We start from the raw sequence: 19,932 nt of genomic DNA, 5'->3' as shown, positions 1-19,932 counted from the left end.
CGGCGCTTAAGGAAAACGCGATGACGAAGCAGGGTGTCGGGGCGCGTCTCCCGCGCAAGGAGGACGATCGCTTCCTGCGCGGACGCGGCCAGTTCGTGGCCGATATCCGCCTGCCGGGGCTGAAAGATGTCGCGTTCGTGCGCAGTCCGCTCGCCCATGCCCGCATCCACGGCGTGCATGTCCCGGAGGCCTATCGCGACGTCGCCTTCGCCGCCGATGCCCTGGCCGGCGTGAAGCCGATCCGCGCCGTGACGACCCTGCCCGGCTTCAAGGTGTCCGAGCAATGGCCGCTCGCCACCGACAAGGTCCGCCAGGTGGGTGAGCTGCTCGCCGTGTGCGTCGGCGATACCCGCGCCAAGGCCGAGGACATCGCGGCCGCCATCGAGCTGGATCTTGAGGAACTCCCCGCCGTCCACGACATGGTGAAGGCGCGCGCGCCCGGCAGCGCTTTGGTGCACGAGCATTGGGGCGACAACGTCTTCCTCGAAAGCTTCATGGAAGTGGGCATCGAGAAGGCGTTCGACGCCCCCATCAAGATCACCCGCACCCTCTCCACCTCGCGCCAGAGCATGGCGCCCATGGAAGGACGCGGGACGGTGGCGCACTGGGACCATCGCAAGGAACAACTCGTCCTCCACACGGGCAGCCAGATGCCGCACATCGTGCGCAACGGCTTGGCCGAATGCCTGGGGCTGAACCAGGAGCAGATCCGCATCATCTCGCCGGACGTCGGCGGCGGGTTCGGCTACAAGGGCATCCTGCTGCCGGAGGACATCTGCCTCGGCTGGCTCGCCATGCGCCTCGGCCATCCCGTGCGCTGGATCGAGGATCGGCGCGAGAGCCTGACCGCCGGCGCGAACTGCCGCGAGCATCATTATTCCATCACCGCCTATGCGGATCGCGACGGCACGCTGCGCGGCATCGACTGCGAGGCGATCGTCGATTCCGGCGCCTATTCCTCCTATCCCTTCTCCGCGTGCCTGGAGGCCGCGCAGGTGGTGAGCATCCTGCCCGGCCCATACGATTTCCCCGCCTATCGCTGCCGCACCTGGTCGGTCGCCACCAACAAATGCCCGATCCTGCCCTATCGCGGCGTAGCGCGGACGGGGGTGTGCTTCGCGCTCGAACTGGTGCTGGATGCCATCGCCCGCGAGATCGGCATGGAGCCGCACGAGCTGCGGCTGAAGAACCTCGTGCGGCCTGAGCAGATGCCGTTCGACAACATCACCAAGAAGCATTTCGACAGCGGCGATTATCCCCAGGCGCTCAACCGCGCCATCGCCATGGCCCGCCTCGACGAGGTGCGCGCGCGCCAGGCGAAGGGCGAAGCGGACGGCCGGCTGATCGGCATCGGCCATTCCATCTATTGCGAGCAGGGTGCCCACGGCACCTCGGTCTATTCCGGCTGGGGCATCCCCATGGTGCCCGGCCATGAGCAGGCAACCGCCCGCATGACGCCCGACGGCGGGCTGGAACTGCGCGTGGGCGTGCATTCCCACGGCCAAAGCATGGAAACCACTTTCGCCCAGGTGGCGCACGAAGTGCTCGGCATCGATACCGCGCGCATCAAGCTGGTGCACGGCGACACGGAATACACCCCCTATTCCACCGGAAGCTGGGGCTCGCGCTCCATGGTGATGGCCGGCGGCGCGGTGGCCACGGCCTGCAAGGAAGTTGCGCGGCTCGCGGCGCGGATCGGCGCCCATCTGCTCCAGGCGGACCCGGACGAGGTGGTGATCAGGGACGGTTTCGCGGTGGCGCCCACCGGCCAGGTGAGCCTCCAGGAGATCGCCCACACCTGGTATCGCCGCCCGCAGGACCTGCCCGCCGGCATCGATCCCCACGGGCTTGAATCCACCATCGGCTACAAGCCGGTGCGCGACACGGGCACCTTCTCCTATGCCGCCCACGTGGTGCTGGTGGCGGTGGACCCGGAACTCGGCGACATCGAGATCCTCGATTATGTGATCGTCGAGGACGGCGGCAAGCTGGTGAACCCGATGGTGGTGGACGGCCAGATCTATGGCGGCCTCGCCCAGGGCATCGGCACCGCGCTCTATGAGGAGATGCAGTTCGACGCCTCGGGGCAGCCTCTGGCCTCCACCTTCGCCGATTATCTCCTTCCCGGCCCCACCGAGGTGCCGGAACCCCGGCTCGACCATATGGAGTTCCTCGCCCCCTATACGGAATTCGGGGTGAAGGGCATCGGGGAGGGCGGCGCCATCGCTCCGCCCGCCGCCATCGGCAATGCGGTCAACGATGCCCTGAAAGGCATCGGCGCCGAGCTGCTGCATTCGCCCATCACGCCGCGCCGCGTCCTGGAAGCCATCGAGGCCGCCAAGGGCGCCAAACTCGCCGGGAGCGTGGCATGAAGCCCGTCCGTTTCGATTACGAGCGCCCGGTCGAGATCGGCGCCGCCCTCGCCCTGATGCGGGACGAGGGGCGGGTGGTGAAGATCATCGCCGGCGGCCAGTCCCTCGGGCCGATGCTGAACATGCGCCTCGTGCAGCCGGAACTGCTGGTGGACATCACCGCCATTCCCGCGCTGAAGCGCATCGAGGATCATGCCGATCACATCATCGTCGGCGCCTGCGTGACCCATGCCGACTTCGAGGATCGCCGCGTGCCGGACGTGACCGCCGGGGCTTTGCCGGGCGTGGCGCGCGGAATCGCCTATCGCGCGGTGCGCAACCGCGGCACGGTGGGCGGCAGCCTGACCCATGCCGATCCTTCCGCCGATTGGATTTCCATTCTCTCCGCCGTGGGCGCGCGGGTGATCCTGCGGTCGCCGTCGGGCACCCGCGAAGTGCCGGTGGAGCAGTATATGCTCGGCGCGCTCGCGGCCGACCTCAATCCCGGCGAACTTCTGGAGGCGGTGCGCATCCCCAAATGTAGCGCCTCGGCCCGCTGGGGCTATTTCAAGAGCTGCCGCAAGACCGGCGAATTCGCCCATGCCATCGGCGCGGTGCTGGTGGATCCGGACCGAGGCGTGTTCCGCGCCGTGATGGGGGCGACCGAGACGCGGCCCATCCTCGTCACCGAACGCGCGGCGCTCTTCGCCGAAACGGGTTTCTCGACGGGCGCGGCGGAAGAGGTGGCGCAGGCCGCCGGCATGGCGGACCTGCTGGACCGCCGGACACACGCGGTGGCTCTGCGCCGCGCATTCGAGCAGGCGGACGCGGCATGAGCATGGTTTCCCTCACCGTCAATTCCCGCACGGTGCGCGCGGATGTGGAGCCGCGCACAAACCTCGCCGATTTCCTGCGCGATTCGCATGATCTCACCGGCACCCATATCGGCTGCGAGCACGGGGTGTGCGGCGCCTGCACCATCATCGTGGACGGCGAGCCGGTGCGTTCCTGCATCACCTATGCGGTGGCGTGCGAGAATGCGCAGGTCACCACCATCGAGGGTCTCAACGACGACGAGGTGGCCGGCGAACTGCGCGCCGCCTTTACGCGCGAGCACGGCCTTCAATGCGGCTATTGCACGCCGGGCATGATCGTTTCCGCCCGCGACGTGGTGCTGCGCATGCCCGACGCCAGCGAACATGAGATCCGCGTCGCCATGAGCGGAAACCTGTGCCGCTGCACCGGCTATGTGGGCATCGTGCGGGCGATCCGCTCGGTGATCGCGGACCGCAAGGCGCGGGGCGCGGTGCCCCGTGCCGATGTGCGTGCCGCCCTCGGCCCGGTCGGCTCCGGCCATGCGGGCGCCTTTGCCGGCGGTGCCGAAAAAGCCGCCGAGGCTCCGCCCGCGCCGCTCGCGGCACCCGCCCCGCGCGCGGCGGCGCCGCGCGAGAGCGCCAGGCTCGATGCGGATTTCGTGCCCCAGACCAGCTTTCCGCAAAGCTTCGTGGTCGCCCATCCTGTAGACGTGGTGTGGGATTTCTTCGGCCGCGTGGACGAAGTCGCCGCCTGCCTGCCCGGCGCCTCCCTTGTGGGCACGCCGACGCCGGAGCATGTGGAAGGGCAGATCCGCGTGAAGGTCGGCCCCATGGTGGCCGAATTCCAGGGCGTGGCGGACATTTCGCGCGATGATGCCTTGCACGCGGGGCGCATCTCCGGCAGCGGCCGTGATACGCGCAGCAATTCGGCGACGCGCGGGCTCATCGGCTACACGCTGACGCCGGTCGAAGACGGCCGGGCGACGCGGGTGGATGTCAGCATCGGCTATACGCTCACCGGCATGCTGGCGCAGTTCGGGCGCTCCGGTCTGGTTCAGGATATCGCCGGGCGGCTGGTTTCGGCGTTCGTTCAGAACCTGGAAGCGCGGCTCGCCCAGGGCGAGGGCGCGCCCGCCGCGGCCGTGGTTACGGAGTTGAACGCGGGTTCCCTGGTCTATTCGGTGATCGTGTCGCGGCTGAAAGAGCTATGGCGCAGAATAGCGGGATGAGACTGGGCGGTGAGGGGGTGGCGGATCCCGCTTCAGGGCTCTCTCGCGCCTCACCGTTCCAGCGGCACGGTGAGCCCGGCCTTGACCCGGTCCATCACGACCAGCGTGCGAAACCGCTTGATATTGCTGTTCTCGAAGAACAGGCGGCGGGTGAGATCTTCATAATCCGCCATGGTTGGGACCGTGACGATCAGCACGAAGTCTGCGTCCCCTGTGACATAATAGCATTGCTGCACTTCGGGGCAGCGCACGAAATTGGCCTTGGCGGCGTCCACGAGGTCGATGCGCTCGCTTTCCACCACGACCTCCACGACGAGGGTCAGCGGCTGGCCGACGCGGGCGGGGTTGAGGATGGTGACATCGTCGGCGATCACGCCGCTTTCCCGCATCCGCTTGATGCGCCGCTGCACGGCGGCCGCCGAGAGGTTCACGCGCTCGCCGATGGTGCGCTGGGGCGTGGTATTGTCCTTTTGAAGAATAGTAAGTATCGCAAGGTCGAAGGCATCCAGATCTGCGCGCTGGTTGGACAGAGAAGAGGCCATGACGCACCAAATTTATTGAACTTCCTTCATTCTAAAAATAGAGAGTGTTTTTGTCTATAAATTGTTGAATTTTTCTATAATTACGAAATAATATATCAGATATACATATTATAACAATAATTTTATCGAATATCAGTATTGTAAATCGCGAGGTGCTGGTAATCGGCTTTGGTTCTGCCGTTGGGATTGGTTGCGCTTTCATCGTGCGCGCGTTCTGGCGTCGTGCGCGCCCTCGGTAATTCTATGCCCGGCGTCAGAAGACGGGCTAATATGCACAAGTCGCAGGCATTTCCCTATTCACCTTTGGGCGTCATCGGGCTAAACTGCAGTCTCAGGCGTGAAGTGGAGACGGTTTCTGCTCAAACGCCGCCGAGTCTGATGGTCCTTTATGCAAACAAAGTCCAAACTATCGGCAGCCTATGATCGAAGCCGCGTGCCGCTCTACATCCAGGTGGCATCTGTGCTCCGGCAGCGGATCCAGGCGGGGCATTGGGCCATCGGGGACAAGATTTCCACGCTTGAAGAATTGGAAGAGGAGTTCCAGGTCGCGCGCGTGACCGTGCGTCAGGCGGTGGAAATGCTGCGCGATGAAGGTCTTGTCAGCGCACGCCAAGGCCGCGGCACGTTCGTGTCCAGCGTCGTTCCGGATCGGCACTGGCTGAAGCTGGAGACCACCTGGGCAAGCCTGATTGCCTCGGTGAAGGAAAACGTGCCCCGTCCCATCACCCTGACGGAGAATGTTCCGCCGCCACTTCTGAAGCCGGAGGACGGGGAACTCGCGCCCGAATACGTCTCGCTGAAAAGCCTTCAATTCCGCGACGACCAGCCCTATTCCATCGTCAACCTCCTGCTCGCCCGCCATGTCTTTGAGATGGATCGCGATGTCTTTCTCACCGGCCCGGCGCTCCCCGCGCTGGCCGGCCTGAAGAAAGTGAAGGTGAAGGACGCCCACCAGACGCTGATCATCGGCAGCGCCGATCCGACCGTGGCGGACCTGATGAAAATCCCGCTCGGCGCCGCCACGGTGGAAAGTCATTGTGTGGTGATCGACAATAAAAACGTCGCCATCTATGTGGCGGACATCGTCTATCGCAGCGACTGCATCAAGTTGCAGATCGATCTGCTGCGCTCCGAGCGCGGCTGAGGGCGTTCCGCCGCGGGGCGGCCGGGGCCTCGGGCGCCATATCGGCCCCGCCTGACCCGGCTTGCCGCGCCGATGGCCGGGGTCTGCCCGGCCACGGCTCAAGGTGCGGAACGCGCCGGCTCGGCCCGCCGGGGCGCGAAAAGAAGGCGCCAAAAAAGGGCGCCAAGAGATAGCGCCAGCAAACGCGCCTTAAGATCGCGCCGGCAGAAGGCGTCAGGAGAAAATGCCGAGCGCCTGCATGTAGAGGTCCACGATCGCCTCGTGTTCCTTGCGCTCGTCCACGTCTTCCTTGCGGATCTTGAGGATGGCGCGCAGCGCCTTGACGTCGAAGCCATTGGCCTTGGCTTCGGCGAATACGTCCTTGATATCGTCGGCGATCGCCTTTTTCTCTTCCTCGAGCCGCTCGACGCGCTCGATGAAGGATTTCAGCTGTTCCTTGGCGAAGCCCGCCGGGGCGTCCGATACGTCTTCCGACACGTGGTGCAACCTCATAAACAATCAAAGGGGGCGGATGGGGCGCCGATCAGGGGCAAGATACAGCGCGCAGCGAGGCGTCGCCGTCAAGCCACTGTCCCCGCAATCCTCCCTATCCCCCGCCGTGCGACCGGTTCAATGGCCATCGTGGGGCGGCTTGAAGGCGGCTGCCTGTTCCGGTGTCGCCTCGGTCTGGTAACGGCTTTTCCATTCCTCGTAAGGCATGCCATAGACCGCTTCGCGGCTTTGCGCCTTGCTCACCGGCAGCCCCTCGGCTTCGGCGGCGTCCAGATACCAGTTGGAGAGGCAGTTGCGGCAGAAGCCGGCAAGGTTCATGAGCGCGATGTTCTGGACATCGGTGCGTTCGCGCAAATGGGCGACGAGCCGCCGGAACGCCGCTGCCTCCAGTCGTTCGCGATCCTGCTCGGAAAGCGAGGCGGCGCCGTCGTGCGCTGTCGGGTCGAAAACTTGCGTGCTCATGGCGTGTCGTCCTTCTGTCGGCTCCATGTGGCGCGTGTGCGGGCGCGGTGCAAGGGCCGCAAGGGGCAGGCCATGAACCCGGCGCCGCAGGCCGCCGCACCGCCGCTGCGCCTTGCGCTCGGCATCGCCGCTTTGGCCGCCGGAGCCTTCGCCATGGGCGCGTCGGTGCTGTTCGTCCGGCTCGCGGACGTGGGTCCGTTCGCCAGCGCGTTCTGGCGCACCGCTTTGGCGCTCCCGGTCCTGCTCGTGTGGGCGCTGGCGGCCGAGGGGCGGCGGGCCCTGGTGCCCGATCGCGACGCGCTGCTCGCAGGGGTATTCTTCGCCGGCGACCTGTTCTTCTGGCATCTGGCGATTCTCGGCACCAGCGTCGCCAATGCCGCCGTGCTCGCCACCACCTCGCCGGTGTGGGTGGCCTTGTTCGCCTGGCTGGGGATGCGGGCGGCCATCACCCGCGCCACCCTCGCCGGGCTTTTCCTGTGTCTGGCGGGCGCGGGGGCGCTGATCGGGCGCAGCCTCCACCTGGAGCCGGCGCATCTGCTGGGCGATGCGGCCGGGCTGGTGACGGCGCTCTTCTTCGCCGCCTATTTCCTGGCGATCGGCAGGGCCCGCCGCCTCCGGGGCGCCGGGGCGGTGACGCTGATTTCCACCGCGGCCACCACGCTCATCCTGCTCGCGGTGGCGCTGGTGGCCGAGCCGACCCTATGGCCCACAAGCGCCTCCGGCGCGGCAGCGCTGCTGGGCCTTGCGCTGGTGAGTCAGGTGGGCGGGCAGGGGCTGATGGCGGTGGGCCTCTCCGTGGTGCCGCCGGTGTACGGGGCGCTGGTGTTCTTCCTGGAAGTGGTGTCGGCAGCAGCCTTGGGCTGGCTGGTGCTGGGGGAGGTGCTCGGCGTGCTCCAGGGGGTGGGCATGGGGCTGGTGCTGCTCGGCCTCTGGGTCGCCCGGCCGCGGCGGCAAGGGTGATCCGCCTCGCTTCTGCCCCGATCGCGCCCGAAAAGGCGGGTCGATGCATCGTGCATGCATCATCCATTGACGCCCGTGCCGTACCAAGGCTAACAGCCGAGCCCATGTCGCTTTCCCTCCCGTTCGCTCCGAATGGATCTTTCCGCCCCTGGCGCGGCCTGCGCGCCCTGGCGCTTCTCGCCCTGCTGGCGGCGGGCGCGCTGACGGCGAGCGCGGCGCCGGCGGCGGCGGACTTCCGCCTGTGCAACCGCACCTCCAGCCGGGTCGGGGTGGCGATCGGCTATAAGGAAAACGAGGTCTGGACCACCGAGGGATGGTGGAACGTCGCGGCCAACAGCTGCGAGACCCTGCTGCGCGGCGATCTGGTGGCCCGCTTCTATTACCTCTATGCGGTGGATTACGACCAGGGCGGGGAATGGGCCGGCAAGGCCTTCATGTGCACCCGCGACAAGGAATTCACCATTCGCGGGGTGGAGGACTGCCTCGCCCGCGGTTTCGATCGCGCCGGCTTCCTGGAGGTGGACACCAAGGAGCAGCGCGGCTGGACCGTGCAATTGACCGAGGCCAACCAATCCGGCCGTGCCCAGCCCGGCATTGCGCCGCCCGGCGCTGCTCCCATGCCCATGCCGAATCCCGGCAGCCGGGCGAAATAGCATCCAGATTGGCGTCTATCGCGCCTTTCCCCCTGCCGGGTGCCCGGCGCTGTGATATTTCCAGAGAGCCGCGCCATCCTGCGGCGCCACGGGCAAAAATGTCCGGGTCAGGGAGGGTCGCATGGCTGGGACGGGGCGTGTTCTCATCGCGGGCGCGGGGCCGGTGGGCCTCACCCTCGCCGGCGAATTGGCGCGATATGGCGTCGGCGTGCGGATCGTGGACACGTCCGCCGCGCGCACCGACAAATCCAAGGCCCTGGTTCTGTGGAGCCGCTCGCTGGAGCTGCTGGCCCGCACCGGCCGGGCGCAGGCGTTCATCGATGCCGGCATGCAAGTGTATGGCGCGCGCATGTCCAACGGCCGGGCGCTGATTGCCGAGATCGATTTCGACGAGGCGGACAGCCTGTTTCCCGCCGCCGTGATGATTCCGCAGAGCGAAACCGAGCGGCTGCTGGAAACCCATCTCGAATCCCTGGGCGTGACGGTGGAGCGCAACACCGGCCTGACGGGCTTCACGCTTGCGGGTGATGGCGTGCGCGCCACCTTGCGCGATGCCTCCGGCCGCGAGGAGGAGGTTCAGGCGGACTGGCTGGTCGGCTGCGACGGCGCCCATTCCACGGTGCGCCATACGCTCGGCATGGCGTTCGCCGGAAGCACCCAGCCCAGCGACTGGGTGCTGGCGGATGCGCACCTGGAGGGGCTCAAGCCCGACAAGCTGGATATCTTCTGGCATGCCGACGGCATCCTTGCCTTCTTTCCCATCACCGGCGGGCGCTATCGCATGGTGGCGGATCTCGGCCCGGCGCAAGGCGAGGCGCGCCGGCCCGACCCCACCCTCGCCGAGGTGCAGGCGCTGGTGGAGACGCGCGGCCCCGGCGGCATCCATATGCACGATCCCTTCTGGCTGGCGAATTTCCGCATCAACGAGCGCAAGGTGAAGGACTACAGCCTCGGTCGCGCGTTCCTGGCGGGCGATGCCGCGCACATCCACAGCCCGGCCGGCGGGCAGGGCATGAACACGGGCATGCAGGATGCCTTCAATCTCGCCTGGAAACTGGCTTTGGTGGTGCATGGGCGGGCGCGGCCGGCCCTGCTCGACAGCTATTCCATCGAGCGCAGCGCTGTCGGCGACCTGGTGCTGCACAATGCGACGCGCATGACCGCCCTCGGGGTGATGCGCAATCCGCTGGCCCAGGCGGTGCGCAATTTCGTCGCCCATGTGGTGCTGGGCCTGTCGCAGGTGCAGCGTCGCGCCTCCCACAGCCTCACCGAGCTGGAGATTGCCTATCCGGTGAGCCCCCTGTCGGTCACCGCGCCCCACGCGCCCCACGGCGGGGACCTGCCGAAGGCGGGCGAACGCTGGCCGCAGCTCGATCCGGCCCTTGCCCCCATCGGCGCTGGCGACACGCCGCGCTTCGCCCTGATCGCCCCTGGCGCGGCGGCGCGCGACCTTGCGGCCCGGTTCGGCGGGCTGGTCGAAGCGCGTGAGCCGCCGGCGGGGCACGATGGGCTTTGGGTGGTGCGGCCGGACGGCTATGTGGGCCTCGTGGCCGCGGCGACGGATTTTCCCGCCGCGCAAGCCTATCTCGCCGCCATCCTGGTCTGAGGGGCTTTCGCGGACGTGCAGGCGTGCCGCGATCGCCCCAAAAATGTTTCACGTGAAACAATGGGTTAGCGCAGACGAATCGCGGGGAGAAGGCACTTGGAGGCCCTTTTCGGTGCCTTCTCCGCGGACCAAACGGCGATTTCGGCCGAAGTTTCGGCGCAGATGAATCCGCGCCGCCTCGGATGTCCGGAATGCCTCCCCTCTCCCTCCCTCCCTTCCCCCTCCCTAACCCTCCCCCGCACGCGGGAGAGGGGACTGGGCCGTTCGGGCGGTGTCAGCTGCGCCGCAGATAGGCACCGCACCCTGCCCGCAGGCGGACGGAGGCGTGCTTGACGGGGGACCCTAGATGTCCCGTCCTTCCACCTTGATCTTCAGCTCGGTCTCGATGTCCTTGGCGGCGGTCAGGTGGGGGTTGACGGCGAGCGCGCGGCGCGCGGCTTCCAGGGCGCGGGTGTCGTCGCCGATCTCGCGCATGATGAGCGACAGGCCGAGCAGCATGGAATAATGGCGCGGCTCGCGGGTCAGCACCTCGCCCACGTCCACCAGGGCGGAGGCGTAATCGTCCTGGAGATAATAGATCGTCGCGCGCCGGCTGCGGGCGGCGAGGAAATCCGGATTGGTGTCGATCACCGTGCCGAGCAGTTCCAGCGCCAGGTCATATTCCTTGGCCTGGGCGGCGGCCTCGGCACGCGACATCAGAAGGTCGGCGCTGGCGCTTCCCGATTGGGCGAACATGGCCTCGATGCGGCTGCCGAGGGCGGAGGCGGTGTCATCGTCGGGCGCAAGGCGCAGGGCCTCGAACATGGCGTCGAGCTGGACCCGCCGGTCGCGCGGCAGCTTGGGCCGGGCGGGGGTCGAATCCGCCGCGCCGACGTTGGGCGCGGGCTTCGCCGCATCGGGCTTTGTCGCATCGGGCCGGGTCGCATCGGGCTTTGTCGCATCGGATCTGGGGGCGCCGGCCGGGGGCTTTTCGCCCGTGACCTGGGCGTGGGCGGCATAGGCGCCGCAGAGCGCGAGGGCGAGCGCGCAGGCCAGCGCCATCACCACCGCCCGGCGCCCGGCCGCAGCGGCGCGCACGGCAGAGGCGCGCACGGCAGAGGCGCGCACGGCAGGCGCGCGCAAGGCGGAATCCCCGGACGGATGCTTGGACATCATCATCGGCAAAGTGTGAGGCGATGCGCATAAAGCGTCAACCGCCCCACCCCTTTCGGGGGGAGCGGCGCGATCAACTCATCTCGATGACGAGAGCCCCGCTCGCAAGGAGCGGGAAAACGCTCAGCCCTGGCGGGCCTTGTAGCGCTTCTGGGTCTTGTTGATGATGTAGACGCGGCCCTTGCGGCGCACGAGACGGTTGTCCCGGTGACGGCCGAGGAGCGACTTGAGAGAGTTGCGGATCTTCATAACCTACTGCCTTCGGCCGACCGCGGCGCGGCTTCACCGCGCGGCTCGTCGACACAATGTATTGGATCGAGCCGGTTCGATAAGGGGCGCGCGCCGCAATGTCAACGGCGCGCGCTGTGGATGACGCGTGATTGCGCGCCTGCGGAAAGCCCCGCAGGCAGCACCCGCCCCACTTCGCGGGCTGCGCCTCACTTGCCGGCGAGCAGCGGCGCCAGTTCCTTGTCGAGCTGGTCGGGGGTCATGGCGCCCGACACCTTCTTGCCGTTGATGAAGAAGGTGGGGGTGGAATCGACGCCGAGTTCCTTGTTGCCATATTGCGTACCGGCCTGGATCTTCTCCGCCAGCTCCTTGTCGCTCAGGCATTTTTCGAAATCGGTCTCGCTCATGCCCGCCTGCTTGGCGACGCGCATCAGCCCCTCGGCCGGATTGTTGCCGAACGCCCAGCTGCGCTGGGTCTCGAACAGCGAGGAGACCATGGGGAAATATTTGTCGCTCGGCATGCAGCGCGCCAGCATGAAGGCGGCGGTGGCGACCGGATCGAACGGGAATTCCCGCAGGATGAAGCGCACCTTGCCGGTGTCGATGTATTTTTCCTTCAGGCTCGGGAAGGTGCCGGTATGGAATGCCGCGCAATGGCTGCAGGTGAGCGAGGCATATTCGATGATGGTCACGGGGGCGTCCGCCTTGCCCATGGCCTGCTCGGGCAGCGGGGTGGCGGCGGGGGCATTGAGCTTGACCGGGTCGACGGTCTGGCCCTGGGCCGGCGACTGGGCGCGCGCGCCCGCCGAAAGGCCCGGCACCATCCCGGACAGCTGGAGCAGCGGACCGGCGAGCGCGACGCTCAGGGCGAACTGGCCCACGCCCAGCAGGAAACGGCGACGATGAAGCGACATGGAGATCTCCGGGGACTGCGCCTTCGCGTTCTAAGGAGCGCGCTAGCATGGCGAGGATAGGGCGCCAATCCCCCCGTGCCCTCGGGGCGATCAAGATTTCCGGCGCGCGCGGCGCACCAGGGCGCCGAGACGGGCGAGAGAGGCGCCGAGCGCCTCATCCTCGAAGGGGCCGAGCGTGGCGCGCACCTGCGCCAGCGCTTCCGGTTCGGGCTCGACGCGCGGCGGCGGGCCGTGATGGCGCGGCGGCACCGGCCCCTGGCGCAGCACCAGCCGGCCGACGCAGCGCCAGCCGAAATAGGCGTTGATGCGGTCGATCACCACGGGCGCGGCATATTGCAGCTCGATGGCATAGGCCCCTTCCACGCGCACCACCAAAGTCGCCGGCTCGCTGGTATGACGGGCATCCTGCCTTGCATCCTGGCGCGGCCATTGCAATTTCACCGGCGTCGAGCGCGGGGCGAGGGCGGGGCCGACGATCTCGTCCCAATGGGTCACGATCTCCACCGCCGAAAAGCCCGCCTTGCCGCACAGGTCGGCGATGGACGGCCCCACCAGATCGGCGAGGGGGCGGGCGGCGGGCCGCCGCTTCCAGGGGGCTTTGATGGGGCGCTCTTCCGTCATGGCTGCGGGCGGGGCGAGGCGCGCGGGGCGAGGCGCGCGGGTGGAAGGCGGGCGTGCCGGGCGCTCGCCCCCTTGCGGGCGGCGCGCGGCCCCGGCACGGTGGCGCCATGGACGATGCCACCCTATCAGCCCCGCGCAGCCGCAAGAAGCCCGCCGCGCCGGCGGCCCCCGCGAAAGTGACCCGCGAAAAAGCAACGGGTGAAAAGGCGACGGGCGCCGTCGCCGCCGCCCTGCTCCCCTGGTACGACCGCCACCGCCGCCGCCTGCCCTGGCGCGCGGAAGGCGGGCGCCTCGGCGATCCCTATCATGTGTTCCTCTCCGAGATCATGCTCCAGCAGACCACGGTGAAGGCCGTGGGGCCTTATTTCACCGCTTTCCTTCTCCGCTGGCCGCGCGTGGCGGATCTTGCGGCGGCGCCGCTGGACGAAGTGCTCTCGGCCTGGGCGGGGCTCGGCTATTATGCCCGCGCGCGCAATCTGCACGCCTGCGCCAAGGCGGTGGTGGACCGTCACGGCGGCGCCTTTCCCGCGGATGAGGCCGCGCTGCTCGACCTGCCCGGCATCGGCCCCTATACGGCGGCGGCCATCGCCGCGATCGCGTTCGATCTTCCGGCAAGCCCGGTGGACGGCAATATCGAGCGGGTGGTGAGCCGGCTTTATGCGGTGGATGAGCCCTTGCCGAAATCCAAGCCGCGCATCAAGGCGCTCGCCGCCGCGCTGACGCCGCACGACCGGCCGGGCGATTTCGCGCAGGGCATGATGGACCTCGGCGCCACCATCTGCACCCCGCGTTCCCCCGCCTGCGTGCTGTGTCCGCTCTCCGTGCCCTGTCTCGGGCGGGCGGCGGGCGATCCCGCGCGCTATCCCGTCAAGGCGGCGAAGGCCGAGAAGCCGGCGCGGGCCGGCATCGCCTTTCTCGCCGTGCGCGCCGATGGCGCGGTGCTGCTGCGCACCCGGCCGGAAAAGGGCCTGCTGGCGCAGATGACCGAGGTGCCGTCCACGCCTTGGACCGCCGGCGTGCCTTCGCCCGGCGATCATGCGCCGCTTTCCGCCGGGGCCAAGGGCTGGCGGGCCCTGCCGGGGCGGGTGAGCCATGTGTTCACCCATTTCGCCCTGGAGCTGGAGGTGTGGCGCGCCGATCTGCCGGCCGCCACCCTCGCGCCCACCGGCCATCGCTGGGTGCAGCCGGCGGATTTCGCCCGCGAGGCGCTGCCGAGCGTGATGCGCAAGGTGCTGGCGCACGCGCGCATACCGGGGGCGTGAGGGCAAATTCTCCGGCCGGCATCTGACAAGGGAGGCGGCGGACCACCCCCGTCTCGCGCCGTCCCGCGCACCCCCGCCGAAATCCGCATTGCCGCCGACGCGCGTTCGCGCCATAGGATCGCGCAAGGCAAACTCCATGGCGGTGGGCATGCGCGATGACCGACCCCGCTTTCCCTCGCGCCCCGTGGCGGGAGGTGGAGGCGACGCGCCGGCAGAATTCAGCATCGATCTGAGCGCCGCCGTGGTCGCGGTGACGGCGGAGGAGCCGCGCGTGCTCGCGCTGCGCGTGGGCGACCGGCCGGCGCTCCCCTCCGGCCCGCTGGAAGAACATCACCGCACGCTGGAAGGCGGCCTGCGCAGCTGGGTGGAGCGGCAGACCCACCAGCAGCTCAATTATGTCGAGCAGCTCTACACCTTCGGCGATCTCGACCGGCACGACGGCGGCGCGGCCCGTGCGCTCTCCGTGGCCTATCTCGCTTTGGTGCGCGAGGCGCGGCCGGCGGGCGAGATGGCGGCGGCCTGGCTCGGCTGGTACGCCTGCTTCCCCTGGGAGGATTGGCGCGGCGGCCGCCCGGCCGTGCTCGACCGCATCGGCGCGGGCCTGGAAGCCTGGGCCTGCGCGGCGCCCGACGCGCGCACCGCCGAGGTGCGCCGCCGCCGCCGCGTGCTCGCCTTCGGCCAGGACGGGGCGGAAGAGACCTCCTGGAACGACGAACGCGTGCTGGAGCGCTACGAATTGCTCTATGAAGCGGGCCTCGTCGCGGAAGCCGCAGCAGAGGACGGGGCGCCGGCCGCGCCCGAGGCGCTTCCCGGCCAGCCGCTGCTCGGCCAGCCCATGGCGCTCGACCATCGGCGCATCCTCGCCACCGCCATCAGCCGCCTGCGCGGCAAGATCAAGTATCGCCCCGTGGTGTTCGAGCTGATGCCGCCCGCCTTCACCTTGCTGCAATTGCAGAAGGCGGTGGAGGCGCTCTCCGGCATGCTGCTGCACAAGCAGAATTTCCGCCGCCTGGTGGAAAGCCAGGGCCTGGTGGAGGAAACCGGCGAGACCACCAGCGGCACCGGCGGCCGCCCGGCGCGCCTCGTGCGGTTCCGCCGCGACGTGCTGCTGGAGCGCCCGGCCCCCGGCGTGCGGCCGCAGGGCGCGCGGCGCGGATAGCGGCGCAATCCGGGCGAAAAAACCCTCCTGCTTTACCTGCCCTTAAGTCCGGCCCGCGACACTGCCCCCATCGTAAGCGTTGCGTATGGGTTGCGTCATGAATGTGGTGCGTAAAGGGGCGCCCCGAGGGGCGCCCCGTCTGTCCCGGGCGGCCCTCGCGGCGGTGGATCTGGAGCTGGACCGGGTGCTGGTGGGCGATTGCATCGCCGCGATGAACGCCCTGCCGGCCAACAGCGTCGATCTCGTGTTCGCCGACCCGCCCTATAATCTCCAGCTCCAGGGCGAGCTGAAGCGCCCCGACGAAAGCCGCGTGGACGCGGTGAACGACGATTGGGACCAGTTCGAGAGCTTCGCCGCCTATGACGCCTTCACCAAGGCGTGGCTTTCGGCCGCGCGGCGGGTGCTGAAGCCGTCCGGCACGCTGTGGGTGATCGGCTCCTACCACAACATCTTCCGCGTCGGCGCGACGATGCAGGATCTCGGCTTCTGGATCCTCAACGACGTGATCTGGCGCAAGACCAATCCCATGCCGAATTTCCGCGGCCGCCGCTTCACCAATGCCCATGAGACGCTGATCTGGGCCGCGCGCGATGCGGACGCCCGCAATTACGTGTTCAATTACGAGGCGCTCAAGGGCGGCAACGAGGATACGCAGGTGCGGTCCGACTGGCTGTTTCCCCTGTGCACCGGCCCCGAGCGGCTGAAGGACGAGACCGGCCGCAAGACCCATCCCACCCAGAAGCCGGAAGCGCTTCTCGCGCGCATCCTGCTCGCGGCCTCGCGGCCCGGCGACGTGGTGCTGGACCCGTTCCTCGGCTCGGGCACCTCGGCGGCGGTGGCCAAGCGCCTTCGCCGGCATTATCTCGGCATCGAGCGCGACACGACTTATGCGGCGGCGGCGGAAAAGCGCATCGCCGGCGTGACACCGCTGCCGGAGTCCGCGCTCGCCGCCCCGCCGAGCGCGCGCGAAGCGCCCCGCGTCGCCTTCTCGGCCCTGGTGGAGCGCGGGCTGGTGACGCCGGGTGTGGAACTCACCGATTCCAAGGGCAATGTGCGCGCCGTGGTGCGCGCCGATGGCACCATCGCCCTCACCGGCATGGCGGGCGCGCCCACCGTGGGCTCGATCCATCGCATGGGCGCGCTCGCCCAGGGGGCGGAGGCCTGCAACGGCTGGACCTTCTGGCATGTGGAGCAGGAAGGCCGCCGCCATCCCATCGACGTGCTGCGGGCCCGCCTGCGCGCCGAAATGGGCATCCGCTCGGAATAGCCGCCCGCCTCGGCGCCCCGCGAAATGTTACGAAAGACAGTCGGCCCCGGTTCGCCCGGGGCCGATTTGCGTTTCACACCGGCCCGCCCATCTCCTCCAGCGCGCCGAGGGATTCCGGCAGGATCTGCCCGCCGTCCACCACCATGCCCTGGCCGGTGATGTAGCCGGCTTCCTCGGACGCGAAGAACAAGGCGGCATTGGCGATGTCGTCCACGCTGCCGAGCCGCTTGAAGGGAATGGAGGATTCCATTTTCGCAATATAGTCCGGCCCGAGCCCGTCGAGGCCCTCGGTGCGGATGTTGCCGGGCATCACCGCATTCATCGTGATGCCCCAGGGCGCCAGCTCGATGGAGGCCGTGCGCATGAAGCCCAGCTGCGCCGCCTTGGAGGCGCCATAGTGCGCCCAGCCGGGATAGCCGGTGATCGGCCCGGTGATGGAGGAGGTGAGCACGATGCGCCCCCATTTCCTGGCCTTCATGTGCGGCAGAACGGCGGACACCGACAGGAACGTGCCCTTCACATTGGTGTCCATGACGAGGTCGAAATCCTCGCCCGTCATCACGTCCAGCTTGGCGGCGGGGAAGATGCCCGCGTTGGCGCACAGAACGTCGATGCTGCCATAGCGCTCCAGGGCGGCGGCGGCGAAGGCGCGGCAGTCCTCCGCCTTGGTGACGTCGGCGGCGAAGGCCGAGGCATGGGCGCCGATTTCGGTGGCGACGGATGTGGCTTCTTCCAACTTCCGCGACACCACAAGCACATTCAGCCCGGCCGCGCCGAAGCGTTTCGCGATGCCGCGCCCGATGCCCTTGCTGGCGCCGGTGACGATGACGGTACGCCCTGCGAGCGCTTTGAACATGCGCTTCTCCTCATGATCTGGAAGGTTTTCAACGCGACGGGTGGGGGATGACGCACGCGCGGCGGGCGCTTCGTCCCGCGATGCGACGCGCAGAATGCGGTGCAAAAAAACTGTTGTAAAGCCCACGAGTCGCAGATCGGCTTCCAACATAGTTCAACATTAAGTCCAACATTTTTCCGGTACCGCGGCCCCGCCTCGCTCGGCGCCTGCGGGAGCGCGGCGCCGTCGGGGGGCGGGGCGCAGCGCCCTCAGGCCGGGGTGACTGCCGCTGTCTCGGGCGAAAGAGGGGAGGTCGCTCCGTGCGCGGCGGAAGGCAGCGCCGTGTCCCGTGCCATGAGGCCCCGCGCCCTGCGCACCCGCGCCCCGAGAGCCGCGATCAAGCCAAGTGAAAATGCGATGATTTCGGGCTCCACCGCGATGCGGAAGCGCATGTTCTCGTTCACCTCCACGGCATTGAAAAAGATCGCGCCATAGGTGACCACCGCGAGCAGCACCATCAGCTTCGCATCGAAGATGCCGGGGCGCCGTCGCCACCGGAGCGCGAGGTCCGCGACCAGGGCCAGCGGCGTGACGAAGTGGAGAATGAAGAAGAAGACCGTGTCGAAGGGCAGCAGGCGGATCGCCGGAAGGAAAATCGGGCTCAGGATGTGGTTTTGAAGTGTGCCCGTGTTGAGCCAGGGGGTCTGCGGGCGCCAATCGAAGGTCAGGTCGGCAATGCTGGCGAGCGGAGGTTCCAGGAACAGGGGGCCGCCGACAAATGCGCCGTAACCCAGGATGGGTTCCCAATATATGCGATAGGCCCGCAAGAATTTATTCACCAGCAGCGGGCCGAGAATGTCGAGATTTGCCCCGATCGCCTTCAGATACTCCACCGACAGCATTTGAATGGCGATGGAATTGACGGCGCGGTTGGTGCCGCGCAGGTCCGCATCGATTCGGGCCTGCCGCTGCCGCACCGCGTCGGGCACAAAGGACAGCACGACCGGCGGAACCCATTCGACCACGCCTTTTTCCTGCATCACCCGCACGAACCACTCCGCGCTCGGGCTGCCGGGCTTTGCCACCGCGTCGGTGAAGCGTTTGACATCCGCGTCGGTCTGAAACAGCCCGTGCATTATGCTGATGCCCCCCCAGGTGGACGCGGTGGGGCTGAGATAGCCGTAGACGGCATAGGTCTTCAGCGCCCATCCGCCTTGCAGCAGGATCACCGGAGCGAGGAAGACCAGCATGGCGCGCAGGCCGCGGTTCCAGGCCAGGACGGCGGCGATCGGCAGGGAGATGAAGGACAGGGACGAGCGTGTGAGGATGGCCAGCGCCGTGTACAGCCCCGCCAGGAGGATGAAGCTGCGCGACCCGCGGCCCGCCGCGGGTGTGTCGAAGGCGACGCAGGCGAAATAACTCGCCAGCAAGGTCAGGAGCATGCCCAGCGTTTCATAAAACAGCTGGCCGAAGGCGTGCACCTCCATCACCAGCAGGTCCGTGGAACAGCCGAACACAAGCGCCATGCCCGCGCTCACCAGCAGGCCGCACCGCAGCCGCGCCATGAGAAGAAAGAGCACCACCGCGCTGGCACTGCCGATCGCGGCCTGCACCACATAGAGCCAGCGCGCAACGCCCGCCGGCCACTCCGCCAGAGTCACGATCGCGCCGAAGATGACGTGCGGAAGCGGCGGCGTCTGCTGGAGATACCAGAGCGTCTTCAGGAACTCGAACCGGAACCCGTCGCGGCGCATCAGCTGCATCGTCACCCGGGAGGGGTTGGCTTCAGCCGACTGGTCCAGCGCCGCGCCCAGGGTGATGGCCAGAAAAAGACGCTGCGCCAGGATCACGGCGAGGATCGCCACCGCGCAGGCGAGGCGCGGATGGGCGCGCACGCCGGCGATGAGGCGCGCGGCGAAGGCGGGTCTTCGCCTGGCCCGGTCGTCTTCGCTCCGGCTGATGCGCGCGGCGCTGTGCTCAGGCTGGCCAGTCATCTTGAACGTTCGCTCCGGTCGAACCTCGCTCAAGGCCGGCGCTGCGCGCGACCGCCGCGCAGGGCCCCGCAAGCGCGGGAAGCGCGGCAGTTTAATAAAACACGGCGGTGTGGGAAGGCGGAAAGCGGCAGGGCGCTGCCTCCTCCCGCGGTGCGAAACGCAGAATGCGGTGCAAAAAACTGTTGTAAAGCCCACGAGTCGCAGCTTAACATCCAACATAGTTCAACAGAAAGTCCAACATTCCTC

19 protein-coding genes are annotated in these 19,932 nt (G+C 68.0%); 10 read left to right on the top strand and 9 right to left on the bottom strand.

Annotated features, from left to right (window positions below):
• Nucleotides 1–20 precede the first annotated feature (20 nt).
• Genes V5F84_RS20265 through V5F84_RS20255 form a run of 3 tightly spaced genes read left to right on the top strand, consistent with a single transcriptional unit; the run spans nt 21 to nt 4,395 of the window.
• Nucleotides 21–2,372, top strand: a complete 2,352-nt coding sequence (locus V5F84_RS20265; RefSeq protein ID WP_394041924.1) for a xanthine dehydrogenase family protein molybdopterin-binding subunit — start codon at nt 21–23, stop codon at nt 2,370–2,372.
• Nucleotides 2,369–3,187 carry an FAD binding domain-containing protein gene (locus tag V5F84_RS20260; RefSeq protein ID WP_394041925.1) on the top strand — a complete coding sequence of 273 codons (819 nt, stop codon included), beginning with the start codon at nt 2,369–2,371 and terminating at the stop codon, nt 3,185–3,187. The genes V5F84_RS20265 and V5F84_RS20260 overlap by 4 nt, the downstream gene beginning before the upstream one ends.
• Nucleotides 3,184–4,395: a xanthine dehydrogenase family Fe-S subunit gene (locus V5F84_RS20255; protein WP_394041926.1), complete on the top strand. Its 1,212-nt coding sequence runs from the start codon at nt 3,184–3,186 to the stop codon at nt 4,393–4,395. The genes V5F84_RS20260 and V5F84_RS20255 overlap by 4 nt, the downstream gene beginning before the upstream one ends.
• Nucleotides 4,396–4,445: 50 nt before the next feature.
• Here V5F84_RS20255 and V5F84_RS20250 read toward each other — a convergent pair whose 3' ends face one another.
• Complete coding sequence (locus V5F84_RS20250; protein ID WP_394041928.1) at nt 4,446–4,937, bottom strand: Lrp/AsnC family transcriptional regulator; 492 nt, start codon at nt 4,935–4,937, stop codon at nt 4,446–4,448.
• A gap of 433 nt (nt 4,938–5,370) precedes the next feature.
• Here V5F84_RS20250 and V5F84_RS20245 point away from each other — a divergent pair, with 433 nt between their 5' ends.
• Nucleotides 5,371–6,081: a GntR family transcriptional regulator gene (locus V5F84_RS20245; protein ID WP_394041929.1), complete on the top strand. Its 711-nt coding sequence runs from the start codon at nt 5,371–5,373 to the stop codon at nt 6,079–6,081.
• 213 nt (nt 6,082–6,294) lie between these two features.
• Here the strand turns inward: V5F84_RS20245 and V5F84_RS20240 are convergent, their stop codons facing one another.
• Together V5F84_RS20240 and V5F84_RS20235 are read right to left on the bottom strand one after the other, a co-directional pair.
• A complete protein-coding gene (locus V5F84_RS20240; protein ID WP_348844337.1) occupies nt 6,295–6,558 on the bottom strand; it encodes a DUF2312 domain-containing protein in 264 nt (87 codons plus the stop codon).
• A gap of 132 nt (nt 6,559–6,690) precedes the next feature.
• Complete coding sequence (locus V5F84_RS20235; RefSeq protein ID WP_394041930.1) at nt 6,691–7,035, bottom strand: DUF1244 domain-containing protein; 345 nt, start codon at nt 7,033–7,035, stop codon at nt 6,691–6,693.
• Nucleotides 7,036–7,107: 72 nt separating this feature from the next.
• On the opposite strand from V5F84_RS20235, the gene V5F84_RS20230 reads away from it, so the two are divergent.
• From V5F84_RS20230 to V5F84_RS20220, 3 genes are all read left to right on the top strand, one after another.
• Entirely contained in the window at nt 7,108–7,995 is an 888-nt protein-coding gene (locus V5F84_RS20230; protein ID WP_394041931.1) for a DMT family transporter, read from the top strand.
• Between the two features lie 104 nt (nt 7,996–8,099).
• Nucleotides 8,100–8,648 carry a DUF1036 domain-containing protein gene (locus tag V5F84_RS20225; protein ID WP_394041932.1) on the top strand — a complete coding sequence of 183 codons (549 nt, stop codon included), beginning with the start codon at nt 8,100–8,102 and terminating at the stop codon, nt 8,646–8,648.
• 121 nt (nt 8,649–8,769) lie between these two features.
• Nucleotides 8,770–10,254 (top strand): FAD-dependent monooxygenase, encoded by a 1,485-nt coding sequence (locus tag V5F84_RS20220; RefSeq protein WP_394041934.1) that lies wholly within the window; start codon nt 8,770–8,772, stop codon nt 10,252–10,254.
• A gap of 342 nt (nt 10,255–10,596) precedes the next feature.
• On the opposite strand, the gene V5F84_RS20215 is transcribed toward V5F84_RS20220, so the two are convergent.
• From V5F84_RS20215 to V5F84_RS20200, 4 genes are all read right to left on the bottom strand, one after another.
• Nucleotides 10,597–11,376, bottom strand: a complete 780-nt coding sequence (locus V5F84_RS20215) for a tetratricopeptide repeat protein (RefSeq protein WP_394041935.1) — start codon at nt 11,374–11,376, stop codon at nt 10,597–10,599.
• A 153-nt stretch (nt 11,377–11,529) separates the two neighbouring features.
• Entirely contained in the window at nt 11,530–11,655 is a 126-nt protein-coding gene (gene ykgO, locus V5F84_RS20210) for a type B 50S ribosomal protein L36 (RefSeq protein WP_012114086.1), read from the bottom strand.
• Nucleotides 11,656–11,843: 188 nt separating this feature from the next.
• The gene (locus V5F84_RS20205) at nt 11,844–12,548 is read right to left on the bottom strand and encodes a DsbA family protein (protein WP_394041936.1); all 705 of its coding nucleotides are present in this window, start codon (nt 12,546–12,548) and stop codon (nt 11,844–11,846) included.
• Between the two features lie 90 nt (nt 12,549–12,638).
• A complete protein-coding gene (locus tag V5F84_RS20200; RefSeq protein ID WP_394041937.1) occupies nt 12,639–13,169 on the bottom strand; it encodes a DUF721 domain-containing protein in 531 nt (176 codons plus the stop codon).
• Between the two features lie 107 nt (nt 13,170–13,276).
• On the opposite strand from V5F84_RS20200, the gene mutY reads away from it, so the two are divergent.
• The 3 genes from mutY (at nt 13,277) to V5F84_RS20185 (ending at nt 16,857) form a co-directional block, all read left to right on the top strand.
• Nucleotides 13,277–14,431 carry an A/G-specific adenine glycosylase gene (mutY, locus tag V5F84_RS20195; RefSeq protein WP_394041938.1) on the top strand — a complete coding sequence of 385 codons (1,155 nt, stop codon included), beginning with the start codon at nt 13,277–13,279 and terminating at the stop codon, nt 14,429–14,431.
• Nucleotides 14,432–14,579: 148 nt separating this feature from the next.
• Nucleotides 14,580–15,590, top strand: coding sequence for an NUDIX hydrolase (locus V5F84_RS20190; RefSeq protein ID WP_394041939.1), 1,011 nt, complete (start codon nt 14,580–14,582; stop codon nt 15,588–15,590).
• A 97-nt stretch (nt 15,591–15,687) separates the two neighbouring features.
• Nucleotides 15,688–16,857, top strand: coding sequence for a site-specific DNA-methyltransferase (locus tag V5F84_RS20185; protein ID WP_394041940.1), 1,170 nt, complete (start codon nt 15,688–15,690; stop codon nt 16,855–16,857).
• Nucleotides 16,858–16,930: 73 nt separating this feature from the next.
• Here V5F84_RS20185 and fabG read toward each other — a convergent pair whose 3' ends face one another.
• Both fabG and V5F84_RS20175 read right to left on the bottom strand, forming a co-directional pair.
• Nucleotides 16,931–17,713 (bottom strand): 3-oxoacyl-ACP reductase FabG, encoded by a 783-nt coding sequence (gene fabG, locus V5F84_RS20180; protein ID WP_394041941.1) that lies wholly within the window; start codon nt 17,711–17,713, stop codon nt 16,931–16,933.
• A 248-nt stretch (nt 17,714–17,961) separates the two neighbouring features.
• Nucleotides 17,962–19,902: a hypothetical protein gene (locus V5F84_RS20175; protein ID WP_394041942.1), complete on the bottom strand. Its 1,941-nt coding sequence runs from the start codon at nt 19,900–19,902 to the stop codon at nt 17,962–17,964.
• Nucleotides 19,903–19,932: the final 30 nt, after the last annotated feature.

Source organism: Roseixanthobacter liquoris (genome assembly GCF_043195135.2).
Lineage (GTDB): Bacteria > Pseudomonadota > Alphaproteobacteria > Rhizobiales > Xanthobacteraceae > NCEH01.
The sequence above is the reverse complement of the archived record's forward strand: the minus strand, read 5'-3'. Positions and strand labels throughout refer to the sequence as shown.

Excerpts from the sequence above, each read along its gene's own strand:
- V5F84_RS20265 (WP_394041924.1), top strand. The coding sequence starts at position 21 with ATGACGAAGCAGGGTGTCGGGGCGCGTCTCCCGCGCAAGGAGGACGAT.
- V5F84_RS20260 (WP_394041925.1), top strand. The coding sequence starts at position 2,369 with ATGAAGCCCGTCCGTTTCGATTACGAGCGCCCGGTCGAGATCGGCGCC.
- V5F84_RS20255 (WP_394041926.1), top strand. The coding sequence starts at position 3,184 with ATGAGCATGGTTTCCCTCACCGTCAATTCCCGCACGGTGCGCGCGGAT.
- V5F84_RS20250 (WP_394041928.1), bottom strand. The coding sequence starts at position 4,937 with ATGGCCTCTTCTCTGTCCAACCAGCGCGCAGATCTGGATGCCTTCGAC.
- V5F84_RS20235 (WP_394041930.1), bottom strand. The coding sequence starts at position 7,035 with ATGAGCACGCAAGTTTTCGACCCGACAGCGCACGACGGCGCCGCCTCG.
- V5F84_RS20230 (WP_394041931.1), top strand. The coding sequence starts at position 7,108 with ATGAACCCGGCGCCGCAGGCCGCCGCACCGCCGCTGCGCCTTGCGCTC.
- V5F84_RS20225 (WP_394041932.1), top strand. The coding sequence starts at position 8,100 with ATGTCGCTTTCCCTCCCGTTCGCTCCGAATGGATCTTTCCGCCCCTGG.
- V5F84_RS20220 (WP_394041934.1), top strand. The coding sequence starts at position 8,770 with ATGGCTGGGACGGGGCGTGTTCTCATCGCGGGCGCGGGGCCGGTGGGC.
- ykgO (WP_012114086.1), bottom strand. The coding sequence starts at position 11,655 with ATGAAGATCCGCAACTCTCTCAAGTCGCTCCTCGGCCGTCACCGGGAC.
- V5F84_RS20205 (WP_394041936.1), bottom strand. The coding sequence starts at position 12,548 with ATGTCGCTTCATCGTCGCCGTTTCCTGCTGGGCGTGGGCCAGTTCGCC.
- V5F84_RS20200 (WP_394041937.1), bottom strand. The coding sequence starts at position 13,169 with ATGACGGAAGAGCGCCCCATCAAAGCCCCCTGGAAGCGGCGGCCCGCC.
- mutY (WP_394041938.1), top strand. The coding sequence starts at position 13,277 with ATGGACGATGCCACCCTATCAGCCCCGCGCAGCCGCAAGAAGCCCGCC.
- V5F84_RS20190 (WP_394041939.1), top strand. The coding sequence starts at position 14,580 with ATGCGCGATGACCGACCCCGCTTTCCCTCGCGCCCCGTGGCGGGAGGT.
- V5F84_RS20185 (WP_394041940.1), top strand. The coding sequence starts at position 15,688 with ATGAATGTGGTGCGTAAAGGGGCGCCCCGAGGGGCGCCCCGTCTGTCC.
- fabG (WP_394041941.1), bottom strand. The coding sequence starts at position 17,713 with ATGTTCAAAGCGCTCGCAGGGCGTACCGTCATCGTCACCGGCGCCAGC.